This is a genomic window from Pseudomonas sp. 05L36 (genome assembly GCF_056398125.1).
Genome location: NZ_JBFTOU010000003.1, coordinates 170,026 through 191,075 on the forward strand (window position 1 = coordinate 170,026; position 21,050 = coordinate 191,075).

Annotated in this window: 19 protein-coding genes, 3 tRNA genes and 1 pseudogene; 7 read left to right on the forward strand and 16 right to left on the reverse strand. The window is 55.7% G+C overall.

Going from position 1 to position 21,050, the window contains the following annotated elements; translation table 11 throughout:
• The first annotated feature begins 126 nt into the window (after window positions 1–126).
• The gene (locus AC1DKH_RS04515) at window positions 127–357 is read left to right on the forward strand and encodes a hypothetical protein (RefSeq protein ID WP_477760451.1); all 231 of its coding nucleotides are present in this window, start codon (window positions 127–129) and stop codon (window positions 355–357) included.
• A 207-nt stretch (window positions 358–564) separates the two neighbouring features.
• Window positions 565–849 carry a hypothetical protein gene (locus AC1DKH_RS04520; RefSeq protein ID WP_477755538.1) on the forward strand — a complete coding sequence of 95 codons (285 nt, stop codon included), beginning with the start codon at window positions 565–567 and terminating at the stop codon, window positions 847–849.
• Window positions 850–882: 33 nt separating this feature from the next.
• On the opposite strand, the gene AC1DKH_RS04525 is transcribed toward AC1DKH_RS04520, so the two are convergent.
• Window positions 883–1,539 carry a TetR/AcrR family transcriptional regulator gene (locus AC1DKH_RS04525; RefSeq protein WP_477797546.1) on the reverse strand — a complete coding sequence of 219 codons (657 nt, stop codon included), beginning with the start codon at window positions 1,537–1,539 and terminating at the stop codon, window positions 883–885.
• Between the two features lie 179 nt (window positions 1,540–1,718).
• Here AC1DKH_RS04525 and AC1DKH_RS04530 point away from each other — a divergent pair, with 179 nt between their 5' ends.
• Window positions 1,719–2,561, forward strand: a complete 843-nt coding sequence (locus AC1DKH_RS04530; protein ID WP_477762048.1) for an NAD(P)H-binding protein — start codon at window positions 1,719–1,721, stop codon at window positions 2,559–2,561.
• Window positions 2,562–2,653: 92 nt separating this feature from the next.
• The gene (locus AC1DKH_RS04535) at window positions 2,654–2,848 is read left to right on the forward strand and encodes a hypothetical protein (protein WP_477762049.1); all 195 of its coding nucleotides are present in this window, start codon (window positions 2,654–2,656) and stop codon (window positions 2,846–2,848) included.
• Between the two features lie 128 nt (window positions 2,849–2,976).
• Here AC1DKH_RS04535 and AC1DKH_RS04540 read toward each other — a convergent pair whose 3' ends face one another.
• From AC1DKH_RS04540 to lysA, 3 genes are all read right to left on the reverse strand, one after another.
• On the reverse strand, window positions 2,977–3,582 hold the full coding sequence (locus AC1DKH_RS04540) for a transglycosylase SLT domain-containing protein (protein ID WP_477797547.1): 606 nt from the start codon (window positions 3,580–3,582) through the stop codon (window positions 2,977–2,979).
• A gap of 489 nt (window positions 3,583–4,071) precedes the next feature.
• On the reverse strand, window positions 4,072–4,512 hold the full coding sequence (locus AC1DKH_RS04545) for a hypothetical protein (RefSeq protein ID WP_477797548.1): 441 nt from the start codon (window positions 4,510–4,512) through the stop codon (window positions 4,072–4,074).
• Window positions 4,513–4,944: 432 nt separating this feature from the next.
• Window positions 4,945–6,183 carry a diaminopimelate decarboxylase gene (gene lysA, locus AC1DKH_RS04550; RefSeq protein ID WP_477797549.1) on the reverse strand — a complete coding sequence of 413 codons (1,239 nt, stop codon included), beginning with the start codon at window positions 6,181–6,183 and terminating at the stop codon, window positions 4,945–4,947.
• Window positions 6,184–6,310: 127 nt separating this feature from the next.
• On the opposite strand from lysA, the gene AC1DKH_RS04555 reads away from it, so the two are divergent.
• Window positions 6,311–7,225: a LysR family transcriptional regulator gene (locus AC1DKH_RS04555; RefSeq protein ID WP_477797550.1), complete on the forward strand. Its 915-nt coding sequence runs from the start codon at window positions 6,311–6,313 to the stop codon at window positions 7,223–7,225.
• Between the two features lie 236 nt (window positions 7,226–7,461).
• Here the strand turns inward: AC1DKH_RS04555 and AC1DKH_RS04560 are convergent, their stop codons facing one another.
• From AC1DKH_RS04560 to AC1DKH_RS04585, 6 genes are all read right to left on the reverse strand, one after another.
• Window positions 7,462–8,691, reverse strand: a complete 1,230-nt coding sequence (locus AC1DKH_RS04560) for an acyl-CoA dehydrogenase family protein (protein WP_477760450.1) — start codon at window positions 8,689–8,691, stop codon at window positions 7,462–7,464.
• A complete protein-coding gene (locus AC1DKH_RS04565) occupies window positions 8,691–9,668 on the reverse strand; it encodes a class I SAM-dependent methyltransferase (protein WP_477797551.1) in 978 nt (325 codons plus the stop codon). Before AC1DKH_RS04565 ends, AC1DKH_RS04560 begins: the two co-directional genes overlap by 1 nt.
• Before the next feature lie 32 nt (window positions 9,669–9,700).
• Window positions 9,701–11,230: a class I adenylate-forming enzyme family protein gene (locus tag AC1DKH_RS04570; RefSeq protein ID WP_477797552.1), complete on the reverse strand. Its 1,530-nt coding sequence runs from the start codon at window positions 11,228–11,230 to the stop codon at window positions 9,701–9,703.
• Complete coding sequence (locus AC1DKH_RS04575; protein WP_477756636.1) at window positions 11,227–12,525, reverse strand: MFS transporter; 1,299 nt, start codon at window positions 12,523–12,525, stop codon at window positions 11,227–11,229. Before AC1DKH_RS04575 ends, AC1DKH_RS04570 begins: the two co-directional genes overlap by 4 nt.
• A 108-nt stretch (window positions 12,526–12,633) precedes the next feature.
• Window positions 12,634–13,020, reverse strand: a complete 387-nt coding sequence (locus AC1DKH_RS04580; protein WP_320390690.1) for an ectoine synthase — start codon at window positions 13,018–13,020, stop codon at window positions 12,634–12,636.
• Between the two features lie 518 nt (window positions 13,021–13,538).
• Window positions 13,539–14,444, reverse strand: coding sequence for a LysR family transcriptional regulator (locus AC1DKH_RS04585; protein WP_477760448.1), 906 nt, complete (start codon window positions 14,442–14,444; stop codon window positions 13,539–13,541).
• A 109-nt stretch (window positions 14,445–14,553) separates the two neighbouring features.
• Here AC1DKH_RS04585 and AC1DKH_RS04590 point away from each other — a divergent pair, with 109 nt between their 5' ends.
• Both AC1DKH_RS04590 and AC1DKH_RS04595 read left to right on the forward strand, forming a co-directional pair.
• The gene (locus tag AC1DKH_RS04590; RefSeq protein WP_477797553.1) at window positions 14,554–15,813 is read left to right on the forward strand and encodes an SGNH/GDSL hydrolase family protein; all 1,260 of its coding nucleotides are present in this window, start codon (window positions 14,554–14,556) and stop codon (window positions 15,811–15,813) included.
• Window positions 15,814–15,901: 88 nt separating this feature from the next.
• A pseudogene (locus tag AC1DKH_RS04595) lies at window positions 15,902–16,042 on the forward strand (aldehyde dehydrogenase family protein); the annotation flags it as partial.
• A 552-nt stretch (window positions 16,043–16,594) separates the two neighbouring features.
• Here AC1DKH_RS04595 and AC1DKH_RS04600 read toward each other — a convergent pair.
• The 6 genes from AC1DKH_RS04600 to uvrC form a co-directional block, all read right to left on the reverse strand.
• A complete protein-coding gene (locus AC1DKH_RS04600) occupies window positions 16,595–17,917 on the reverse strand; it encodes a tyrosine-type recombinase/integrase (protein ID WP_477797554.1) in 1,323 nt (440 codons plus the stop codon).
• A 172-nt stretch (window positions 17,918–18,089) separates the two neighbouring features.
• A tRNA-Leu gene (locus AC1DKH_RS04605) sits at window positions 18,090–18,176 on the reverse strand.
• Window positions 18,177–18,371: 195 nt separating this feature from the next.
• Window positions 18,372–18,445: transfer RNA gene (locus tag AC1DKH_RS04610), tRNA-Cys, on the reverse strand.
• A gap of 47 nt (window positions 18,446–18,492) precedes the next feature.
• A tRNA-Gly gene (locus AC1DKH_RS04615) sits at window positions 18,493–18,568 on the reverse strand.
• A gap of 63 nt (window positions 18,569–18,631) precedes the next feature.
• A complete protein-coding gene (gene pgsA, locus AC1DKH_RS04620; protein ID WP_477756494.1) occupies window positions 18,632–19,192 on the reverse strand; it encodes a CDP-diacylglycerol--glycerol-3-phosphate 3-phosphatidyltransferase in 561 nt (186 codons plus the stop codon).
• 32 nt (window positions 19,193–19,224) lie between these two features.
• Entirely contained in the window at window positions 19,225–21,048 is a 1,824-nt protein-coding gene (gene uvrC / locus AC1DKH_RS04625; protein WP_477797555.1) for an excinuclease ABC subunit UvrC, read from the reverse strand.
• Between the last annotated feature and the right edge of the window lie 2 nt (window positions 21,049–21,050).

Sequence of the window (21,050 nt, forward strand, 5' to 3'; positions counted from 1 at the left end):
CCGTCACCATTTTTGAACGGGTCTATACTGAAATTGCAGAAGGATCAGTAACCCATTCGGCAGAAAGCTCGCTCCCGGCGGGCTTTTTGCTGCCACACTCAGGTTTCTTGAACGGAGGTGTCTCCCATGTCCGAAAAAGAGTCCATCACCACCCTGCTCACCTTGCTGGACTCCCGTCAGGCCCGCTTGGCCGCGGCCTGCAAGGAAATTGCCGACTGGGTCGATCATCAAGGCGGGCACCCCACCGCCCTCAGAATTCGTGATCGCCTGAACGACATCGAGAAGGACGCGCCGCTGATTCGGCACACGCTGTCGTCACTCAAACCTGTCGACCCGCCTCTGCCCCGGTTCAGATGATCCGTCGCGGATTTGCGGTACGAGGACAGGTCCGATTCGGGCAGCATGATCGGTGACGGTGACGTCTCCGAACGTTTGGCTGCCTGCCAGCTTTTCACCCTCTCTCACAACCCGACCTGGCGCCGGGATTTTTTGTTGCGCAAAACCAAACGAACGTCACCGCTCACGTGGGGTCAACCGATCACACGTCACCAAGGAGACGTTCCAATGGTCACTCACTTCAAAGTCAGCGGGCACCTGGCCTGCGGTCACAACGGCAACAACCTCGTATCGACCCGCGAACTCAATCGGGTGAAATGCAGAAGCTGCCGAAACACCGACGCATACAAGGAAGCCCGCAAGACCGAACGCAACGCTGCCCGCCGCGCAGCACGCAAAGCCAAAGCCGTCCACACCGCCAATAACTGGCGTTCAGCCTGGACCGAGCGACTGACTGCGATGGCCGGCCTGCAACGACTGCCGCGCGGCTTTGCCGGCCAACCTTTCGTTTAGGAAATTGAAACAACTGCCAGGCTTTTACTGCGATTAGATGTCCCTGCACGCTGGGTCCATGACCTCGCGCAGGGACATGCGCTTGAACGCCTCGACCAGCGCGCGTCCTTCCTCTGGCGTACAAGTGACAGCCAACCGCATGGTCGCCTCGCCCAGGTGCCAAATCAAAAACGCGGACTCCTGAACCTGTAGCTCATCGCTTTGCGGAAATACGCGAAGCATGGCCTGGGCCAACAGCGCTCCGGCAACCCGACTCTCCCCCAGCTCCAGCTGCAACAACTGTTTGTCGGCCTGCATGCCGGACCAGATGTCACGCATCACCGGTGTCGCCATCACGATCTCGTAATACTGATCGAGCAAATGCGAATAAGCCGCCTGCAAACCCTGGGCATCCTCGACCGCCGCCATTGCCTCTGTAATGCAACGACGGCTCTCAGCGTTGTAGCGTTCGGCCAGCATCCGGATGACGGAACTCTTGTCGGGAAAGTACTGATAAAGAGAACCGATCGAGATTTCGGAGCGCTCGGCGATTTCACTCATCTTGAGCTGATCGCTGCCCTTGTCTGCGATCAATTGAGTCGCCATCGCCAATATCCGCTCCTGACGCTCACGGCTGCGCTGTTGCATGGGATTGCGTCGAACCGCTTGCGCAGCAGGCTGTTCGAGGGTTTCAGAGGTTTTTTTGCGCACGAGCGAATTTCCCGGTCAATAACGTGACATGTACTCACCTTAGCATCGCCACTCCTTACGCCCAATATCAGATGTCCACACGTCGGGCAATTCGATCTGATGGGTTGACGACAAAACATGAGCATCTATCATCTTTTAAACGTGAGTATCACTCACATTAACCGATGGAGATGAACGCGATGAAAACCGATCAACCAATCACACTGGTCCTTGGTGCCACGGGCAAAACCGGGCGGCGAATCACACAACGACTCGAAGCGGCCGGCTTGCCCGTTCGCCAAGGCTCCCGCGATGCGAATCCCCCTTTCGACTGGGAAGATCGATCAACCTGGGACGCGGTGATAGATGGCGCTCATGCGGTCTACATTTCCTTCCAACCTGATCTCGCCGTTCCAGGCGCCCTTGAAACCATTCAGGCGTTCACCGACCTGGCAGTGAAAAGCGGAGTCCGCAAACTGGTTTTGTTATCCGGGCGTGGTGAGATCGAGGCGGAACAGGCCGAACGCGTCGTACAGAACAGCGGGATTGACTGGACGATTCTGCGGGCCAGTTGGTTCTGCCAGAATTTCAGCGAGGCGCACTTTCTTGAACCCATTCTGCAAGGCGAACTCGCACTCCCCGTCGGCCGAGTCGCCGAACCCTTTGTCGATGCAGAGGACATCGCCGAATGTGCCGTCGCCGCACTGACCCAACCCGGACACACCAACCAGCTCTATGAATTGACTGGCCCTCGGGCGCTGACCTTTGCCGAAGCCGTGACCGAGATCGCCCGCTCCACCCATCGCAACATCGAATTCGTGGCCGTACCAGCGGATGCCTATCGACAAGCATTGGAACAGGAACAACTTCCCCCGGAGTTGATCGATCTGGTGCTGTATCTGTTCACGACTGTGCTCGATGGCCGCAACACGCCCGTGACCGATGGCGTACAACGGGCACTGGGTCGGCCGGCACGCGACTTTAGCGACTACGTACAGCGCACGGCCGCTACGGGCATCTGGGGAAATGCAAGTCCGACGTAAAGCAGTGGCGAGAACCCGCTTCGTCGACTAGGGTATTTTGCGTATCGAACTGCGGCGCCTTTATTGGCAGGAGCCTGATCAAGGAGGTACCCATGTCACCCAATCGTAGTGCTGAACAAACCTATCGCCAATGGTCCAGCCCGATCCTGTTGGAACTCAAGGAGCGAGAACATCAAATGAACCCGTCAGACCGCCAGGCTTTGGAAAACGTACTGCTGGAAAGAAGACTGATCAATACCGGCAACCCGACCGGCAGCGATCGCCGCAAGGCAGACCCGGCATCCTGAAAAATATCAGGCAACCACGATCAAGACCGATGTAATGAAGCAGAAACAAACAAGGGTTTGCACAGCGTTCGCTCGCAAACCCTTGGTTTCAGAGAATGCCGGGCAACGGAATCGATGGCATTGCCGCTCTAAAACCACCCACTACGTTCGTCTTCCAGCTCCTGGCGGCACTGCTTGAGTTGGGCGCTGTAAATCTCTGACTGCTTTTGCACTTTGCGTGCAACCTGCATCAGCCACGGTTTACTGCGATGGGTATTGCGGCTATAGCCCCCACGCCCCTCGTGGTAAGCCAGGTACTGATTGTAGGTGTCCCATTTGGAGATTCCGAGCTGGCGATGGGTGCCAGTGGTGTACCAACCGATAAACATGATCGCGTCGTCGAAGCTGTCACGCGAACCGCCATTGCCAGTATCGTCCCTGTACTCGCCCCACACCGGATCTTGAGCCTGCGCATAACCATAAGCCGAACTGACTCGCCCCCAAGGGATCACCCAGAGCAGGTAGTCACGAGGCGGCAATGCGTCAGCCACGTAGCTGCTTTCCTGCTTCATTATCGCCATGGCCACATGCGCAGGCGTCCCATATTCATTCTGCATTTCCAGCGAGTCCTCGTACCAGTCGGGATACTCACGGTAAATACTGCAGAGATTGCTTTGATCTTTGGGTGGCGTAGTCGTGCAACCTGTCAAAAACATAAACAACAAAGCCAACAGCGAAACTTGTCTTTGTTTCATCCAGCACCCTCAAAAAAATAAGGGCATAAAGTGCCCTCCGATTACTGCAAGGAGCTTGAGTCGGCAGTTGCAGGCAAAAACTTCAGAAGACATCCATCTTGACCACGTCACCCTCATTGAGAGACTGCTTTGTAAGTCCCTATTGCAAAGCCAGGCCCTGCATGGACTTCATGCCTGAGGTGATTCTTTTTGCGTGAGCATGACCGGGTAGTCCGTTCGGATGCGTAACGTGATGAATTGGAGCAGAGGCTGGTTTTTGCAGAGTGTCTAGTCCTGAAATAGGTTTACACCTGTTTCAGCCTCAATTCTTTCCGAGGCACGCCGCCACAAGCCTTATACCCAGTGGTTTGAGATTTTTTTGCGGCATCTTTTCGGGGTCGTGCCGAGATATGGTAAAAATTAGGACATCCGCTCTGTAACACAATGAATTAGAAGGTAGTTTATAGGTTATTACTTTCTGCTCACCCGTCGTTTGGTTAGATGTCTACTTCAGCGCCAAGGCCAGGCCGGGGTCCATGACGCTCTATAATTTAGTGCAGGGGGACCGTCGGAGGTGGCGCTATGCGTATCTTCAAGCAGCTCCTGCTCTTGGTCGCGGGGCTTTTGGCAAGCAGCCTCTCCCTGGAGGCAATCGGCGGTGGCGGCCTCGGTCAAAATCCTCACCCGACCGTTCTGGTCAGTGGGCAGCCACAGCAATGCGGGCAATTCCACCATTTCCACACGGGCCCGTTTCATATGGGAAACCGGCATTTCGTGCCAATGCACAACCGGCATTTCGTACCAATGGATAACCGGCACTTCATACCAATCCACCGGATGAACAGCGTCAAGGTGATCAGAGGGCCCGGGGTCAGCGACCAGCCCTTCGGTTCCAGGCACGTTCACTTCGTGCGCCACTTCGATCCGAGGACGGGGCAGTTTCTGAGTCAACCGGCAACATCCGGGAGGTAATGGACCAGCTTGGTCACACCACCGTAGTGATGACTAAGCAATACATCCGCCACCGCAAAGGGAAGAAGGTGACGTCTACAAAATAGGAATTGCGGCAATAAAAAACTAAGGGCCTGCATGAGGTATCTCACGCAAGCCCTTGATATTCATGGTGAAGTCTGAATCGAACCTTCTTCTTTGTCGCTGAAAATAAAGGAAAATTTTAAGTTCGAAAATTTCTCTACCTCTATGTGTACCCTCATTGAGCTTTTCCAATGGTACGACTGGAACGCGACGCTAGATGTGAGTTTCGTTTCCCGTTCCGCCTTTTTGCACGGCAGGAAGCGCAGGTGTCGCGTTGTATGAGGGGGGGGCGCAAGCATGGAGAGATTCGCAGCGCATTGATAGATCGGTTTCGATCACCACTTGGCTTTAAAGCCCCAACTCCAAGGCCAGCAAGTCCGACAACGGCTGGGGACGTCGAATCAATTTAGCTTGCCCTTGCTCGATCAACACTTCCGGCAACAGTGTGCGGCTGTTGTAATTGGATGACATGGAGGCGCCGTACGCGCCGGTATCGTGCATGACCAGCAAGTCGCCAACCTGCGCTTCAGGTAACAAACGGGGTGTGACGCCCTGTTCATCCTGCGTAAAAATATCGCCGGATTCGCACAGGGGACCTCCCACTACACAGAGGTGCTCCGGACGACTGACCGGGACACCTTGGGAGTCCAGCAAGGTCATGTGGTGATAGGCGCCATAGAGGGCTGGCCGCATCAGGTCATTGAAGCCGGCGTTCACCAGGATGAAGTTTTGGCTACCGACTTTTTTGACCGCGCGGACTTCGGTAACCAAATAGCCTGACTCGGCTACCAGGAAGCGACCGGGCTCGATCTCCATCCGTACCGGGTGAGCGAGAAAAGCCTCGATGTCCTGTCTGGCCTGGCGCCATGCGTTCGCATAACGCTGGATATCCACCGGTTCATCCCCCACACGATAAGGCGTGGAAAGCCCCCCGCCTATGGAGAAAGCTTCGATATCGTGGTCGAGTGCCCTCACGGCCGAGACCATGGCACAGCCCACTTGCTCAAGGTGCGCGTAATCCACACCTGAACCGATATGCATGTGCAATCCCACCAGCTTCAGCCCGAATTGCCGAATCACGCTGAGCGCTTCTTGAACCTGGTCATGCCAGATCCCATGCTTGCTGTTTTCACCACCGGTATTGGTCTTGCGGCTGTGGCCATGGCCGAACCCTGGATTGATCCGCAGCCAGACGCGATGGCCGGGAGACTGTTGGCCCAATTGGCGGAGCATATCAATCGAGCCGGTGTTGACCTCAATGTTCAGTTCGACGACGCGTCGCAATGTCGCTTCATCGAACAGATCACAAGTCAGAACAATGCCTGCCGGGTCGCCGGCAGGGCTGTATCCAGCGAGCAGCGCCCGCTCGATTTCACCCAGTGATACGGCATCGATCCGCACGCCTTGTTCGCGGATCAACCGGAGAATATGCAGGTTGGAACAGGCTTTTTGCGCGTATCGAATGACATCGAAGCCTTGCAGTTGGTCGATGCGTGCCCTGATGGTCTGCGCGTCATAACACCAGAGCGGGGTGCCGTGCTGTCTCGCAGTCTCGGCTAATTGCTGGAAAACGGAATGGTTGGGCATGGAGGTATTCAATCTGAAGTAAAGAGAGAAGCCATCATGTCGACCATTCAGCATTCAATAAAATATCTATTCTTTGCTAGTCGATTCAGTTTTGATATAGGCCTTGATCAACTGACGGAGGCCAGGTGTGGGAATTTCCATACGGCATATCGAAGTCTTCCGCGCCATCATGCAGGCGGGGAGCGTCACCGGAGCGGCCCGCTTACTATTTACTTCCCAACCCACGGTCAGTCGGGAACTGGCGCGGCTTGAAAGCATCTCTGGCCTTCGGCTGTTTGATCGAGAGGGAGGGAGGTTGGTACCGACGGCTCAGGCCATTATGCTGCTCGAAGAAGTTGAACGTTCCTACATCGGGTTGGAACGAATCAACAGCGTTGCACAGTCGATCCGTCGCTTCGAACATGGCCAACTGAGCGTCGCCTGCGTTCCGTTGTTTTCCCAGACGCTGTTGCCCAAGGTCTGTAAGCACTTTCAGCAACAGCATGTCGGCATAGGCTTGAGCATTGCTGCACAGGAATCCCCCTTACTGGAAGAGTCACTCAGCGCCCAGCGTTACGACCTCGGATTGACCGAGGGTGAGCATGTACCTCGAGGCACCCAAGGGGAATTGCTCTTTTGTTCCGACATGGTCTGCATACTGCCAGAGGGTCACTCTTTGCTGTCCAGGCCGCGGCTCGTAATGGAAGATTTTCGCGGTGTCGATTTCATCAACTTTTCGGGTCTGGACATCTATCGTCAGACGCTCGATGAGCACTTTCGCCAGGCCGGAGTCGAACGGCATACCGTCATCGAAACAACCAACGCCGCATCGGTCTGTGCCATGGTCAGGCAACAGTTGGGGGTGGCGATTATCAACCCTTTGACCGCCGTGGAGGAATCAGGCAGAGGATTGGCCATTCGGCCGATCAATGTGTCCATTCCCTATCGCGTTATGTTGATCAGGCCTGATTATCGGCCCTCCTCTATCTTCGTCGATGCCTTCTGCAAGTCGTTGAGCGATGAGGCGCTGTGTCTTGCCAACGCACTAGAGGGTTCCAGTTAAAAGATAGCCATGCTCTAGCATGAGCGCTCCCATCATGACCCCGCGCATCAATGGCTGCGTGAGTACATCGCGGATTCGGTGTGATCCGAACAAAGCGTTCTACCTCTCAGGCTGTACGATATCTAGCAGTTGGCCGTAATGAAGAATCTTCTTTTCGGCAAGGATTTCGAGCGTTGTGTACGCGCGAAGCAATGTCGGATACCGGGACGGATCACCCTCTCGCCCCAGTGCGCAATTCAGAGTGTTCTCGCTAATGCATCACCTTGGCGCGGATCCAGCACAAAATCCCCATAAGCAAGCATGGCGGCATCCCAATTCACATCCATATGGGACGCCATCACCTGAATGTCACGCCAGTGCCGTTGCACCGGACTCGCATCAAAAATCGCCGCAGTCCCCATTTGCCACACCAGCCGTTGCACGGCCTGCACGCACAACCGAATCAGATACGCACGATCGCGCTTGAGGGTGACCAACTCTTGCAGAGACAGTGACCTGCGGGCGACACCTGCGCTATGGAGTAAAAAGGTAATGGCTTGGTAAAGGTGTCTGGCGCAGCTCAACTCCGCAGCACTCTCCGCGAGTCGCTCCAGCCATATTGGCCGAGCCTTTAATGCCCCGCCCTCCTTCGTGGGTTCATGCTTTCGCAGTGCTGCAATGCAGTCGTCGTAGGCCCCCTCCGCGCAGCCAAGCACCGGGCCGATGTGCAGACTGCCCAGATACGGAATGAACTCCACATCAAACAGGTAGCCGTCCGGATTGTGCCTGGCGCCTGCCGGTGCCGGGCCGAAACACTCGGATTGCGAGACGACCCAAGCATCCGGCACAAAGACATCATCCAGCCGCAGGTCTTTTGATCCGGTACCGCACATTCCAGCAACGTGCCAGACATCCTCGATCTGAACCTGATCCGTGCGGAGCGTGAACAACAGCGTTTGGCCGAACGATGCGCCACGAGGATCCTTGCCGGACACGATCACCCAGTTGGCATGATCGATCCCTGAACTGAAACGCCAGGTTCCGCCGATACGAAAACCACCGTCTTGCTTCAGGATCGAGACCCCTTTGGACACGGAAGCAGTCGCAATGATTTGCCCGGCGCCATCGGCAAAGACCTGCTCCTGACAGGTGGGAGGAAGCCGCCCGACAATCGCCGCATGGCTGCCCACCAGACCTATCATCCAACCGGTCGACGGACAAGCGCGTGCGGCAATTCGGGAGGTTTCAACCAGGGTTGGCCAATCGCGCTGCAGCCCACCATAGCGTCCAGGCACAAACAACTGCATAAGCCCTTCTGCAAGTAATTCCTCCACCGTCTGCTGCGAAACACAGCGAGCCTGTTCGGTTTCAGCGGCACGGGCCCGCCACCGGCCAAGCAGTTTTCGCGCGCGATCGCAGGTTTCATGATGTTCCAATGACAGGTTAGCCATCCAGTCCATGAACTTCGTTACCTCGACAATCAGCATTAGGGACAAAGTTTCCTGACAACCGGAGACTCGAAGCAGAACCCTTCGGGGATAAAGGGTTCGCCTAGCAGTTCGATGAACCTGCGGATGCAGTTTTCGTCATTGGACGCGACAAACTCATAGAAATTGGTGCCGTTCCAGATGACATAGATATGAGAAAAATAGCGGGACGCGGCTTCGACGAAATCAGAGAAAAGGATCTGACCGTTTTCCATCTGCACTAACATGGCCTCCCTTTTCCAGGCTATCTGCGCCTCGGAAAAATAATGAGATTTGTGCTGTTCGTCCTTTACCCGCTCCCGTCGCTCATACTCTTGGATGTCGCTCTGATTGCATTTTTCCAGAAAGAAAGCGAGGCCATCCTCTCGCAAAAAGCGGGAAACGAACTTCAGGTGCTCATCCCTGTTTCTGCCATAGAATTGAAAGGCCGCCATCTCATAGAGGTAGTCGACTCCGCAAAACAGCGAGTCGACGCCTAAGGCGTCCGCCACGATATCCTCTGTGATCTGAAGAAATGACCCCGAATAAAATGCAGAGATTTCCTTGTCGGTGTGGGCGTCGAAATGTTGCTGGTTGGCCTTGTTCGGAGAATTGGTCAGGGTTCTGATGGCCCCATTGGAATACTTCGCCAGGGTCCTTGCACTGCTCCCGTCAAACGCATCGATTTCCCACAGGGAAAAGTTTCGATCGTCTTTTTTTCGTCGCTCACGGGTATATCGGTCGAGCGCCACACCGATGCGTGAAAGCTCTTCCACAATCCCCGGCACACTGGCCAGGAAGTGCGAGAAAAGCGGCCCCGTCTGCGTCACCAGCAAATCATGGTAGGCCCTGACATCATCGTCCTGGATACGCTCACGAATTCTGGTTGTCACAGCCTGCCTGGGCACCTGGACCTTTCCGTTTGCCAGATCGTCAAAATAATCGGCCAGTTTGTTCATCGCAGAATCGACAAACGCAGGGTTTGAATCTGTGGTCATTTCCGTAATTCCATTTACGCGTTAAGTGTTTATTAAATTGCGATAGCGCCGGCGGCCAGGAGATGCGCCGTGGTTTTGCCGTTGAGGTTGCGGGGCAACGCCGCATGAAAACTGACAATGGCGGGCACCATGTACCAATCCAGCTGCGTGGCGCAGTACTGGATGAGCGCATCAGCGGACAACTCATGGCCTTCTTTCAATACCACGCAGGCCTTCGGAACCTGACCGGCCACTTCGTCAGGGACGGGGATCACAACCGCTTCGCTCACGGCTTCATGAGCGACGATCACATGCTCGATTTCCCGGGGGTTCACCTGAAAAGTCCGCCGTGTAAATACGTTGTCTTTTCTACCGACGAAATAGAGATACTGTTCACTGTCCCGTTTGAACAGGTCACCGGTGAAGTAAACCCGCGCTTCACCGAACAGATTGTTTTTAACGACCTGGCGGGTCAGTTCTGGTTTGTTCCAGTAACCGAGCATGACCAAATCACCCGCGACCACAAGTTCTCCCACACAATCAGGCCGGGTAATCAGTTGCCCGGCATCGTCAACCAGGAATACGTTAACCCCGGCAATCGCCTTACCCACCGAGCCGGGGCGTTGATCAAGTTGCTCTGGAGGTAAATACGCGACTCGCTTGCACTCCGTCAGGCCATACATGGAGTAAACGGCAACGCCCGGAAGGAGCGCTCGCAATAGCTGTATATGCTTGGGAGGCAACGCTTGCCCGCTGCTGGCAATGTACTTCAGGGATTTGATTTTTTCCGGTTGAAACGTGTCGGGGTCGGCCTGCAAGAGGTAGTGAATGGCGGGCGGCAGAATATGCATCCCGGTTATGCCTCGGCGTTGAATCAAATCGAGCAAGTGCTCCGGCTGCTCAGGCAGTGCATTTTCGGAAACCGAATGACCACCGCCGAGCAACGGCATCATGATGTTGTAAAAGCCGTAATCAAAATGCAGAGGTGAGAAGTTCAGAATGACCGCATCTGCGAAGTCCCCCAGATAACTGGAAACCGCCGTGTAGGCCGCCATCATATTGCTGTTGCTGACCGCCACGCCTTTCGAGTCTTTCGTCGAACCACTGGTGTGAAAGATGACGCGGACTTCACTGCCCTCAAGCCCCCCATCACACTCCGGGAACGCTTCATTCAACCCGGCAAATCGGCTGGTGTGCCAATCGCCCATGTGCAAGACGAACTGTAAATGGACCTTCCCGGTCAACTCATCGAGGCTGGCACTTGCCGGTACGATCAAGGTCTTTGCCTTGATATCGTTAAGTTGATGGATCAGTTTTTCGGCGGCGATACCGTAATGCATCAGCACCAGGACGAATCCGGCTTTCATGACGCCCAGCGCACAGGCAATGGTTTCGATGGAAGTGGGTGCATGAAGTGCGACCCGATCACTCGTCGTCATCCCCGTGCCCACTAACTGCCGGGCTACCACGCAGGCGAGTTCGTCCAACGCTCCGTAGGTGATCTTTCGGCCACTGATGGTCAGCGCAATCTTGTCCGGTGTTCGCTCGGCGTGGTCTTTTACATAGTCATGGAACTGTTTCATCTGGCCACCTCGCTGCCATCCGCCAAGGTTGACGACGAAGAGTCGTCTTCCCTGTTCGCCTGTACGGCTTCGTTGTCCTTGGGGACGAGCAGCACAATTGCCCCCACGATCACTTCGAAAATCCCGGCACCGACAATCACCAGGCCGGTTTCAAAACGGGCATACAGCGCAGCACCGCAGGCACCGGCAATCAGAATCGACGCACCCAGCGTGGCAAAGCGCAGCCTTGCCAGCCCGGCGATTTCGCTTTGCCTGAACCGGGTTTGAATGAGCAGAATGAATGAGATGTCGATCAGTGGCCCGCCGAGTGCCGCAAGACTTGCGCCAACCATCATCCCCGTCAGGACGTGTTCCGGTGGCAGGTACAGCACGGCCGCACCGATGATCGCGATGCCCAAGCCGTTGACCACGGAGCCGAAGGTAAACCCGTGATACAAGCGGTGGATCTGCAGATTGCCCACAACAAAAATGGAGATCAGGTTCCCTGCCCCGTATGCCCCCATGATCAGGCCGTAGGCAGCAAAACCCTGTACGCCGAATCCCTGGATATCGTATTTGACGACGGCCAGCGCCATGCCGATCGATATACCCACGCTCCAGGCAACATTGCCCAGTCCCGCACACACATACACCGCCTGCATCTGGCGGCGTCCCGCAAGACTTCTCCAACCGGCGGTAAATCCGGCACGCCGGCTTGTTGCCTTGACAGGTTGGCGCGGCAACGCTTTGCCCAGCTTCATGACCGCCCACGCGGAGATCAGGAAGGTGATGCTGTTCAGGGTAAACAGATGCTCGATCGGAATCAGCAGCGTAATCGCCGCTGCCAGCATTGGCCCGATCACCCGGGCGACCCGGATGATCGCATCGAACAGCGCGTTGACCGATTGCAACTGGTCCGGCGCCGCGACAATGCGCGGCAGACTGGCGCGCAGCGCCGGCTCGAACAACGAGTTGACGATCATCATGAGCATGAGCGGCACCGCCAGCATCCACAGACTCATGATGCCGAGCCCCCAAGCCAGCACCGGAATCAAGGCCAGCCCCGCTCGCGCCAGGTCGGCACCGATCATCGTGCGACGGTGGTCCCAGCGCTCTGCCCATATCCCCCCCAGCAAAGCACCTGCCAACGCAGCGGCACCGCGCAAAGCACTGAGCCAGCTCGCATCGGTTCCGGCGATCTGCACCGCCATCCAGGCGATGGCAATCGCGAAGAGTTCGTCACCGATCGAAGAGAGCGCCAACCCTCCCCACAGCAAGGCTACGGGCCGCTGAAGCAACGGCCTGAACAATTTCATATCATCAACTCCGCACAGTCACTCAACAGGACTGAAAAAGCCCCTGTCGTCTCGTTACTCGTTGGTTGGAAACGACTGGCCCGTCGAGCAGGCAGTCCATTTCGGAACTCAGTACGAAGAGGCACTCTGATTGTTTATAGAGTGGCGCTCGGTGCCTGCGAGGGGAGGATTGAAAACGCTGACCAGAATAAGGTCCGTGAACTTGCCACCACGCAGATAGTGACGATCATGTTTGTCCAGAACGTACATATCTCCCGGACGGATTGCATGGATGGTGCCCTCCATGTCTTCGATTTCGCCCTCACCACCGATGCAATAGCAAGCCTCGAGATGATTGCGATAATGAAGCAGCGATTCCGTACCGGCGCGAACCACCGTGTGGCAAATGGTGAAGCCGACTCCGTCCTGCTCTGTCAGCAGGCGGTGGCTGGTGCCGGATCCCCACTCGACGAAAAAATCGGTTTTCTCGACATCTCGGATGCTACGAACAAACATATTCAGTTCCTTGTGAATAGTTGACTTGCCGCTTCAAAAGTTCGATGCAAGCACAGCGGCTGCGTCGGTAAGGTTGAATAGGTAACGCAGAGGCAGGCTTGCACACAGCAAAATGTTCAACAGATCGCTTGAGGCGCCCCTTTCGAGGTAGCGCTGTCTTTCGCAAATAAAATGAAAACTAGCCCCCCAGATCAAGGGCAAATCACAACCAGATAACAGGATGCTTTCCTACAGCAAATGCAGGAAGTCTTGTCGAAGGACGTGCCTGTGGCACGCATGCCATTACGGCAGACCAGTCATTCCCTGACCCGGTTGTTGCTCCCTGAAGAGCCCTGATCCTACGTGTAAGAATTTAGGAGTGTCAACGGGCTTTTTCCGACTTTTTTCAATGCAGGCGACGGCACATTCGAGATCCGCACGCTTAGGTAGACTCGCCGAGCTGGCGCTTTCCTTGACGTAAGAGCCCGTACACCTCTCGCTCTGTGATACAACCGGTTTCGCGTCGATAGAGGTTTTAGCTAGGGCATAAACCCTGGTAACTGCCCCACCCGCTCGGCCAGATACTGCATAAGTAATCGCGTGCGCAGAGGGCGGTAGCGGCGCTCCGGATAGATCAGAAAAGCGTCGTTTGGCGGGCCGCTCCACTCAGGCAGAACACGCACCAACTGCCCTGATTCAAGCAGGTCGCTGACAAGCCAGGCCGGGGTGATACAAAGCCCGGCGCCCTGTAGAAGACCGTCGCGAATGGCCAATGAGCTGTTGGTTCGATAGCGCCCCTGAGTCGTGACGCTTACCTGCTCCCCAAGGGGGCCACTGAGCTCCAGACGATCGCCTGCGGTCAACCACGCAAACCGCAGGAAATTGTGTTCACTCAGGTCGGCCGGGCTTTTCAACGGGGAATGGGGACGCAGGTATTCAGGTGCGGCCACCAGATATCGCGGTGAGGTCGCTATGTGTCGGGCGACGGCGTTCGGTGGCAATGTGCCCCCCAAGCGTAGAGCCAGGTCGACATTTTCCTCAGTGAGGTCGACGAAACGATCATTGAGGATCAGCTCCACTTCAATGGCCGGGTACTCCTCCATGAACGACAATAGCAACCCATTCAAACGCAACACCCCCAGGCTGACTGGAACGTTGATGCGTAGAAACCCCTCGGGGCGTTCGGTCAGACCGCGCACCTCTGCAACAGCTTCGCTGTACTCCTCCAGCACGCCTTTGGCACGCTCGTAGAAACGCTTTCCCGGTTCGGTAGGTGTCAGCCCGTTAGTGCCACGAATCAGCAGACGGGCTCCCAATTGCTTCTCCAGGGCGGCGATCAGCTTGCTGACCGTGGGCTGAGTGCTGCCCGACTCACGCGCGGCAGATGACAGGCTTCCAAGCTCGACGGCGCGTACGAAACACTGCATCGCTTTAAGATTGTCCATGGGTATTCGATTCAGGAATGGGTTGTATGGGATTTCCCCTTCTACCACACCCATTTTGAATAGAGCAATCTGGCCTTCCTGAACCATTACCGCCCAAGGACATACCTGGATGAAGGCCTTTCACTCTAGAATACCGTTGCCTCTCGCTTTGACTGCCCTGCTTGCCGCAAGCCCTGTCATGGCAGCGGAAAACTGGGTCACCACCTGGATGGCCAGCCCTCAACCCACCTGGGGCAATGAGTTGCCGCTGCCCACGCGAACTCCTGAAACACTGACTGACAGCACGATCCACCAAAAAGTGCGCATCAGTAGCGGCGGTAGTCGGGTACGCGTGGTGGTTTCTAATGAATATGGCAAGCAACCGCTGGTCATCGGTGCCGCGCGTGTCGCCATTGTAGAAGGTGTCGATCACATTCGCGCGGGCTCCGGGCACACCCTGACGTTCAGCGATCAGGAGCAGGTCATCATCGCTGCGGGCGAAACGCGGATCAGTGACCCGATAGAACTGGCAGTGCCGGTACTCGCTGAGCTTGCAATCTCTCTTTATCTGCCACAGCGCACGCCGTTGACGACCTTCCACTGGGATGGCAAGCAAACGGCATTCATCACACCAGGAAAACAGCTCGACGCTCAGCGGCTGGAAGGCCGCGAGCACGTGGAGGCGCGGCTGTTTCTCAGTGACATTCTGGTGGATGCACCGCTCGACACCCATGCACTTGTGGTGCTCGGCGACTCCATTACCGATGGCAACGGCTCGACTTTGGACAGCAATCGACGCTGGCCGGACTTCCTCGCGCAGCGCTTGACCACACAGAAACTCGTTGTACTCAATGCCGGCATCTCCGGGGCTCGCCTGCTCGAGGATGGCATGGGGGTCAGCGCGTTGGCACGTTTCGAGCGGGATGTGCTGGCCAAACCCGGGGTAAAAACGGTGATTCTGATGCTCGGTATCAATGACATCAGTTGGCCGGGCAGTTCCTTCGAACCTAACAGGCTCGTGCCGCCCAAGGCAAAATTGATTGCTGGCTATCGTCAACTGATCGATCAAGCACGCCTGAACAACATTCGCATCATTGGAACAACGCTGATGCCCTTCGAAGGCGCCCTGGATGGAACGATCGTGAAGAATTATCACAGCGCGGAAAAAGAACAACTGCGCCAGGCAGTCAACCACTGGATACGAACCAGTCACGCCTTCGACGCAGTGATCGACTTCGATCTGTTGACCCGCGATCCTGAACACCCCACTCGCCTACTGCCGCTGATTGATTCGGGAGACCACCTGCATCCCGGCGATGCTGGCAACAAGACGATGGCGGAGAGTGTCGATCTGAAAAATGCTTTTCTAGTACCTCAGCCCAACCAGTGAAAGGTTGATATGGGTCTTAAATAGCCCTGAGCTCGAGAAGTAATTTAGGGGCTTGGCGGATTACGACGAAGCCCTCGCAACTCATGCACTAAATGTGGGAACCGTCTCAGTCAATGCCATGGATGCTCTGGACGTTGCTGTTCCATTCGGTGGTGGCAAGCAGTCTGGGTTTGGTCGAGATCTTTCGCTACACTCTTTCGACAAGTACACCCAACTTAAAACCACATGACTCCAACTGCGTTAAATTAAAATCATAACCGGTCGCGCATCCACACAATGCGCGACCACTGATGATAAAGCCCCTACATCAGTAAAATATCGACGCTGCAGGCCATATTGAGTCAATTGAAAAAAGCAGCCAGGTAAGCTCTATAAATCTTTTTACTCAACGACTGCACTCCGAGCTCTTAAATCGAAAAATAGATTGCCCCCCCCCAACAATGCGACCAGATCAAGCGGGTTATTCAATGGTAGAAGCAGCATATCGTGATCATTAGCCCGTAGAAATCAGATGCTGACCGTCACTTTTCGAGTTTCTCCCGATGCCTCAGGTGGCATGTGAAGTCCAGCCCTCCAGTGGCAACTCGAAGAACAACAAACGTCCATCAGAAGCACTCAACTGTAACGGTAACATCCTTTGCCACCGCTCGAAGTTAACACCTCAGCTTGAGCCCAGGGCACTGCACACGAACCGCGTGGTCACGTCGAAATTATCCGGAGTGAGGACATCAATTGGCGAACGACCTTTTAATCGCCCCCCAACGAAGCATTACCGGTACACCTACTTCATTGCGCCACGTTTTACTTTTAACCGAGTGACATTCTCGTCGGCCCGATTCGCAAACTCATGAGGGGTGACATGCTCCCGAAGATTCGCCGTAAGGTACCGGCTCCACCAGTTCATGATCAACCGACGCTCTTCAATAAACTCTGCCTTGTGAATGTAGGCGGCTCTAACGCTGTTGCGCTCTCTATGACTCATTTGCCTTTCGATGGCCGTTTCAGACCACAGACCTGACTCGACCAGTGCGCTACAGGCCATTGAGCGGAATCCGTGACCACAAATATCTGTCTTCGTGTCGTACCCCATGGTGCGCAACGCTTTGTTCACGGTGTTTTCTGACATCGGCTTCCAGGCCCTGGCATCACCAGCAAATACGAGATCGAATGTGCCAGTGAGGGTGCGGATCTGTTCAAGCACGGCCACAACTTGCGGCGATAAAGGCACAAGATGAACATCGCCCGCCATTTTCGTCCCCCGCGTTGAATGGCGTACGTCCTCCAGCTCCGGCCGAGTATCCGGGATCTCCCATACGCCACGCTTGAGGTCAAACTCGCTCCAGCGGGCGAAACGTAATTCACTCGAGCGAACAAACACGTGCAACGACAGCATGAGCGTTAGCCGGGTCAGCTCTCGGCCCTTGTAGGCATTGATTCGTGCCAGTAATTCAGGCATGCGTGACAGGGGCAATGCAGGCCGATGGGAGACTCGTGGCGCTTTGATCAAGCCCTGAAGATCGTACGCAGGGTCTATCGGATTAAGACGAAGGCGTTTTGCCTCACGCATAATACTTTGCAGGTATCTTTGTACCCTTAAGGCGACGTCAATCGTTCCTCGTTTTCTGATCGCCTCCAAAGGTTGCATCAGGTCATAGGTATCGAGGCCAGCAATCGCGCGAGCACCGATAAACGGGAAAACATAGTTATTCAGACGGTTCAACACATTCTTGGAATGGTCGGGTGTCCATCTGGCCGACATGTTCTTGTGCCAGTCCAACGCAACGCTTTCAAAGGTACGGCCGTTGACAGCATTTTCCGTTTTGGCTTTACGCTTGTTCTCAACGGGATCAATGCCGTCTGCGAGCATCCGCTTCGCATCTAAACGCTTCTGGCGCGCATCGGCAAGACCAATCACAGGATAGCTGCCGAGGGAGGTCAACCCCTCCCGGCCGTCAGGCTTTACGTATCTGAGACGCCAGCCTTTACGGCCATTGGGTTGGATTAGGAGATAGAGACCGTCGCCGTCGAAAAGCTTGTAGGGACGGTCTGTTGGCTTGGCTAAACGGCAAGCAGCGTCGGTAAGCGGAGCAGTTGTGCGCGACATAAGGGTACTATCCTTAATCGAACCAAAGACTACCCCTAACTTTACCCTCTAAATGACTGGATTCCAGAAGAATGGGCAAGATTCCGACGGAATGCAAAAATGAAAAAACCCGCCAGAAGGCAGGTTTTTCAAGGCTTCCAAAGAACTCAAAAGCGCTCTGTGGAATGAAAGATGGTGCCCGAAGCCGGAATCGAACCGGCACGCCCTTACGAGCGGGGGATTTTAAGTCCCATGCGTCTACCAGTTTCGCCATTCGGGCGGTAGCGCGGTGAAGCGTCCAGGTTCTGTCAAATAACGATCTGGCAGTTCTGACGCTTGTGCAGCAGAGGTGGAAATATATACATCCCGCCCCGGTGAAGCAAGTTCGCAAATACCCTTTTCAAGACTAAATCTTGCAGGCTACTGCAAATAAAAAAGCTCCGTAAATCATAGATCTACGGAGCTCGTTTATTAGTGGAGGCCGAGGTCGGAATCGAACCGGCGTAGGCGGATTTGCAATCCGCTGCATAACCATTTTGCTACTCGGCCTCAAAACATTTGGTGTCTAGTAGCGCGACATCAAATGCGTACAAACTTGGAGCGGGAAACGAGACTCGAACTCGCGACCCCGACCTTGGCAAGGTCGTGCTCTACCAACTGAGCTATTCCCGCGTCTTGGTGTGGCGCATTCTATAGAATCCAGAAGCCCCGTCAACCCTTTGATTCAAAAAAGTTTTATTTCTTTTCAACGTCGGTCTTCAGATGTGGCCAGGCAGCCCGCAGGTACTGGACCATCGACCACAAAGTCAGGCCAGCCGACACCATCAGCAAGGTGTAGCCCAGCAAGACCCAGAAACTGAATTCCTTGGGATTGGCCAGCAGGATCACCAGCGCCAGCATTTGCGCGGCGGTTTTCCATTTGCCCAGGTTCGATACGGCGACGTGGGCACGAGCACCCAGTTCGGCCATCCATTCGCGCAGCGCCGAGACGACAATCTCGCGACCGATGATCACGGCAGCAGGCAGCGTGAGCCACAGGTTTCCGTGTTCCTGCACCAACAGTACCAGTGCAACCGCAACCATAAGCTTGTCGGCAACCGGATCGAGGAAAGCCCCGAACGGTGTGCTTTGTTCCAGACGGCGGGCCAGGTACCCGTCCAGCCAGTCGGTGGCGGCAGCGAATGCGAAGACCGAGGCGGAGGCCAGGTAGCTCCACTGGTAAGGCAGGTAGAACAGCAAAATGAAGATCGGTATGAGTAGAACGCGTAGAACGGTAATCAGATTAGGGATATTCATCGGCACAACTGGCTACGAGGTGAGGGGGCATTCTACTCGCTGTGCAGATTTGCATAAATCAACTCTGCGAGCTTTTTACTGATCCCGGGGGCTTTGGCAATTTCTTCGATGCTTGCACGAGACAGCTCCTGCAATCCACCAAAATGTTTCAACAAATCCCGCCGACGTGTGGGTCCGACGCCGGCGACGCCCTCCAGTGTAGACGTCCGACGGGTTTTTCCACGCCGGGCGCGGTGCCCGGTGATGGCAAACCGGTGGGCTTCGTCGCGAATCTGCTGGATCAGGTGCAACGCGGGAGAATCGCCGCGCAACGTGAACTCATGTGCAGCGTCGTTCAGGTACAGGGTTTCGAAACCGGCCTTGCGCGTCGCGCCTTTTGCCACGCCCAGCAGAATCAGGTCGGGTACGGCCAATTCATCGAGTACGTCGCGAGCCATGGACAACTGGCCTTTACCGCCATCCACCAACAGGATATCCGGCAGTTTGCCCTCCCCGTCCTTCAGCTTGCTGAAGCGTCGGGTCAACGCCTGATGCATCGCCGCGTAGTCATCGCCGGCCGTAACGCCCTCGATGTTATACCGGCGGTAATCGGATTTGATCGGGCCTTCGGGGCCGAAGACCACGCAGGACGCCACCGTCGCCTCGCCACTGGAATGACTGATGTCGTAGCACTCAAGTCGTTGAGGAGGCTCATCCAGCTTCAGCACCTCGGCCAGCGCATCGAAGCGTGCCGTAATGTGCTGACGATTCGCCAGGCGCGCACTCAGTGCCTGCTCGGCATTGGTCACCGCCAATTGCTGCCAGCGCGCCCGCGTACCACGCACACGATGGCTGATGGTCAGTTCACGACCGCGCAACTCGTCGATGGCGGCGATCAGTGTTGGAAAGTCGTCGTGGACCACATTGACGATCAGTTCACTTGGCAAGTCGCGCTCAGGACTGCTGATAAAATACTGGCCGAGAAATGCGGCCATGACTTCGCTAACGTCTTCTTCAATACCAACCTGAGGGAAGAAGTTCTTGCTTCCCAGTACCCGCCCGCCCCGCACGCTGATCAAGTGAACACAGGCACCGCCCGGGTTGACGAAGGCGGCAATCACATCGACGTCCCCGGTCCCGCCTTCCATGCTCTGCTGATCCTGAACCCGGCGCAGTAACGCAATCTGGTCCCGCAACTCGGCTGCTCGTTCGAACTCGAGATTGATCGCCGCCTCTTCCATCCCGGCGGACAACTCGTCTGTCAGAGCATTGCTGCGCCCTTCAAGAAACATCACCGAGTGGCGCACATCTTCCGCATACACCTGGGGCTCCACCAGCCCGACGCAGGGCGCCTTGCAGCGCTTGATCTGGTATTGCAGGCAAGGACGGGTGCGATTCTTGTAAAAACTGTCTTCGCATTGCCGAACGAAAAACGTCTTTTGCAGCAGGCTCAGGCTTTCGCGAATCGCGCCAGCGCTCGGGTAAGGACCGAAATATTTACCCTTGGCCTTTTTCGCGCCGCGATGAATGCTCAGTCGCGGAAACTCTCCGTCGGAGAGAAAGACGTAGGGGTAGGATTTATCGTCGCGCAGCAGGATGTTGTAGGGCGGACGCCATTCCTTGATCAGCGTCTGCTCAAGCAGCAAGGCTTCGGTTTCGTTGGCCGTGATCGTCGTTTCGATCTGGGCGATACGCGCTACCAGTGCGGCGGTCTTGGGGGCGAGCCCGGTCTTGCGAAAGTAACTCGACAGGCGATTCCTGAGGTTTTTCGCCTTGCCGACGTAGAGCAACCGCGCTTCGCTGTCGAACATGCGGTACACGCCGGGGCGCCCGCTAACGGTCGACAGAAAGGCGCTTGGATCAAAGGTGTCGTTCATTT

Coding starts and splice junctions, on each gene's coding strand:
- AC1DKH_RS04515 (WP_477760451.1), top strand. CDS start 127: ATGTCCGAAAAAGAGTCCATCACCACCCTGCTCACCTTGCTGGACTCC.
- AC1DKH_RS04520 (WP_477755538.1), top strand. CDS start 565: ATGGTCACTCACTTCAAAGTCAGCGGGCACCTGGCCTGCGGTCACAAC.
- AC1DKH_RS04530 (WP_477762048.1), top strand. CDS start 1,719: ATGAAAACCGATCAACCAATCACACTGGTCCTTGGTGCCACGGGCAAA.
- AC1DKH_RS04535 (WP_477762049.1), top strand. CDS start 2,654: ATGTCACCCAATCGTAGTGCTGAACAAACCTATCGCCAATGGTCCAGC.
- AC1DKH_RS04540 (WP_477797547.1), bottom strand. CDS start 3,582: ATGAAACAAAGACAAGTTTCGCTGTTGGCTTTGTTGTTTATGTTTTTG.
- lysA (WP_477797549.1), bottom strand. CDS start 6,183: ATGCCCAACCATTCCGTTTTCCAGCAATTAGCCGAGACTGCGAGACAG.
- AC1DKH_RS04560 (WP_477760450.1), bottom strand. CDS start 8,691: ATGCTGATTGTCGAGGTAACGAAGTTCATGGACTGGATGGCTAACCTG.
- AC1DKH_RS04565 (WP_477797551.1), bottom strand. CDS start 9,668: ATGACCACAGATTCAAACCCTGCGTTTGTCGATTCTGCGATGAACAAA.
- AC1DKH_RS04570 (WP_477797552.1), bottom strand. CDS start 11,230: ATGAAACAGTTCCATGACTATGTAAAAGACCACGCCGAGCGAACACCG.
- AC1DKH_RS04575 (WP_477756636.1), bottom strand. CDS start 12,525: ATGAAATTGTTCAGGCCGTTGCTTCAGCGGCCCGTAGCCTTGCTGTGG.
- AC1DKH_RS04580 (WP_320390690.1), bottom strand. CDS start 13,020: ATGTTTGTTCGTAGCATCCGAGATGTCGAGAAAACCGATTTTTTCGTC.
- AC1DKH_RS04585 (WP_477760448.1), bottom strand. CDS start 14,444: ATGGACAATCTTAAAGCGATGCAGTGTTTCGTACGCGCCGTCGAGCTT.
- AC1DKH_RS04590 (WP_477797553.1), top strand. CDS start 14,554: ATGAAGGCCTTTCACTCTAGAATACCGTTGCCTCTCGCTTTGACTGCC.
- AC1DKH_RS04600 (WP_477797554.1), bottom strand. CDS start 17,917: ATGTCGCGCACAACTGCTCCGCTTACCGACGCTGCTTGCCGTTTAGCC.
- pgsA (WP_477756494.1), bottom strand. CDS start 19,192: ATGAATATCCCTAATCTGATTACCGTTCTACGCGTTCTACTCATACCG.
- uvrC (WP_477797555.1), bottom strand. CDS start 21,048: ATGAACGACACCTTTGATCCAAGCGCCTTTCTGTCGACCGTTAGCGGG.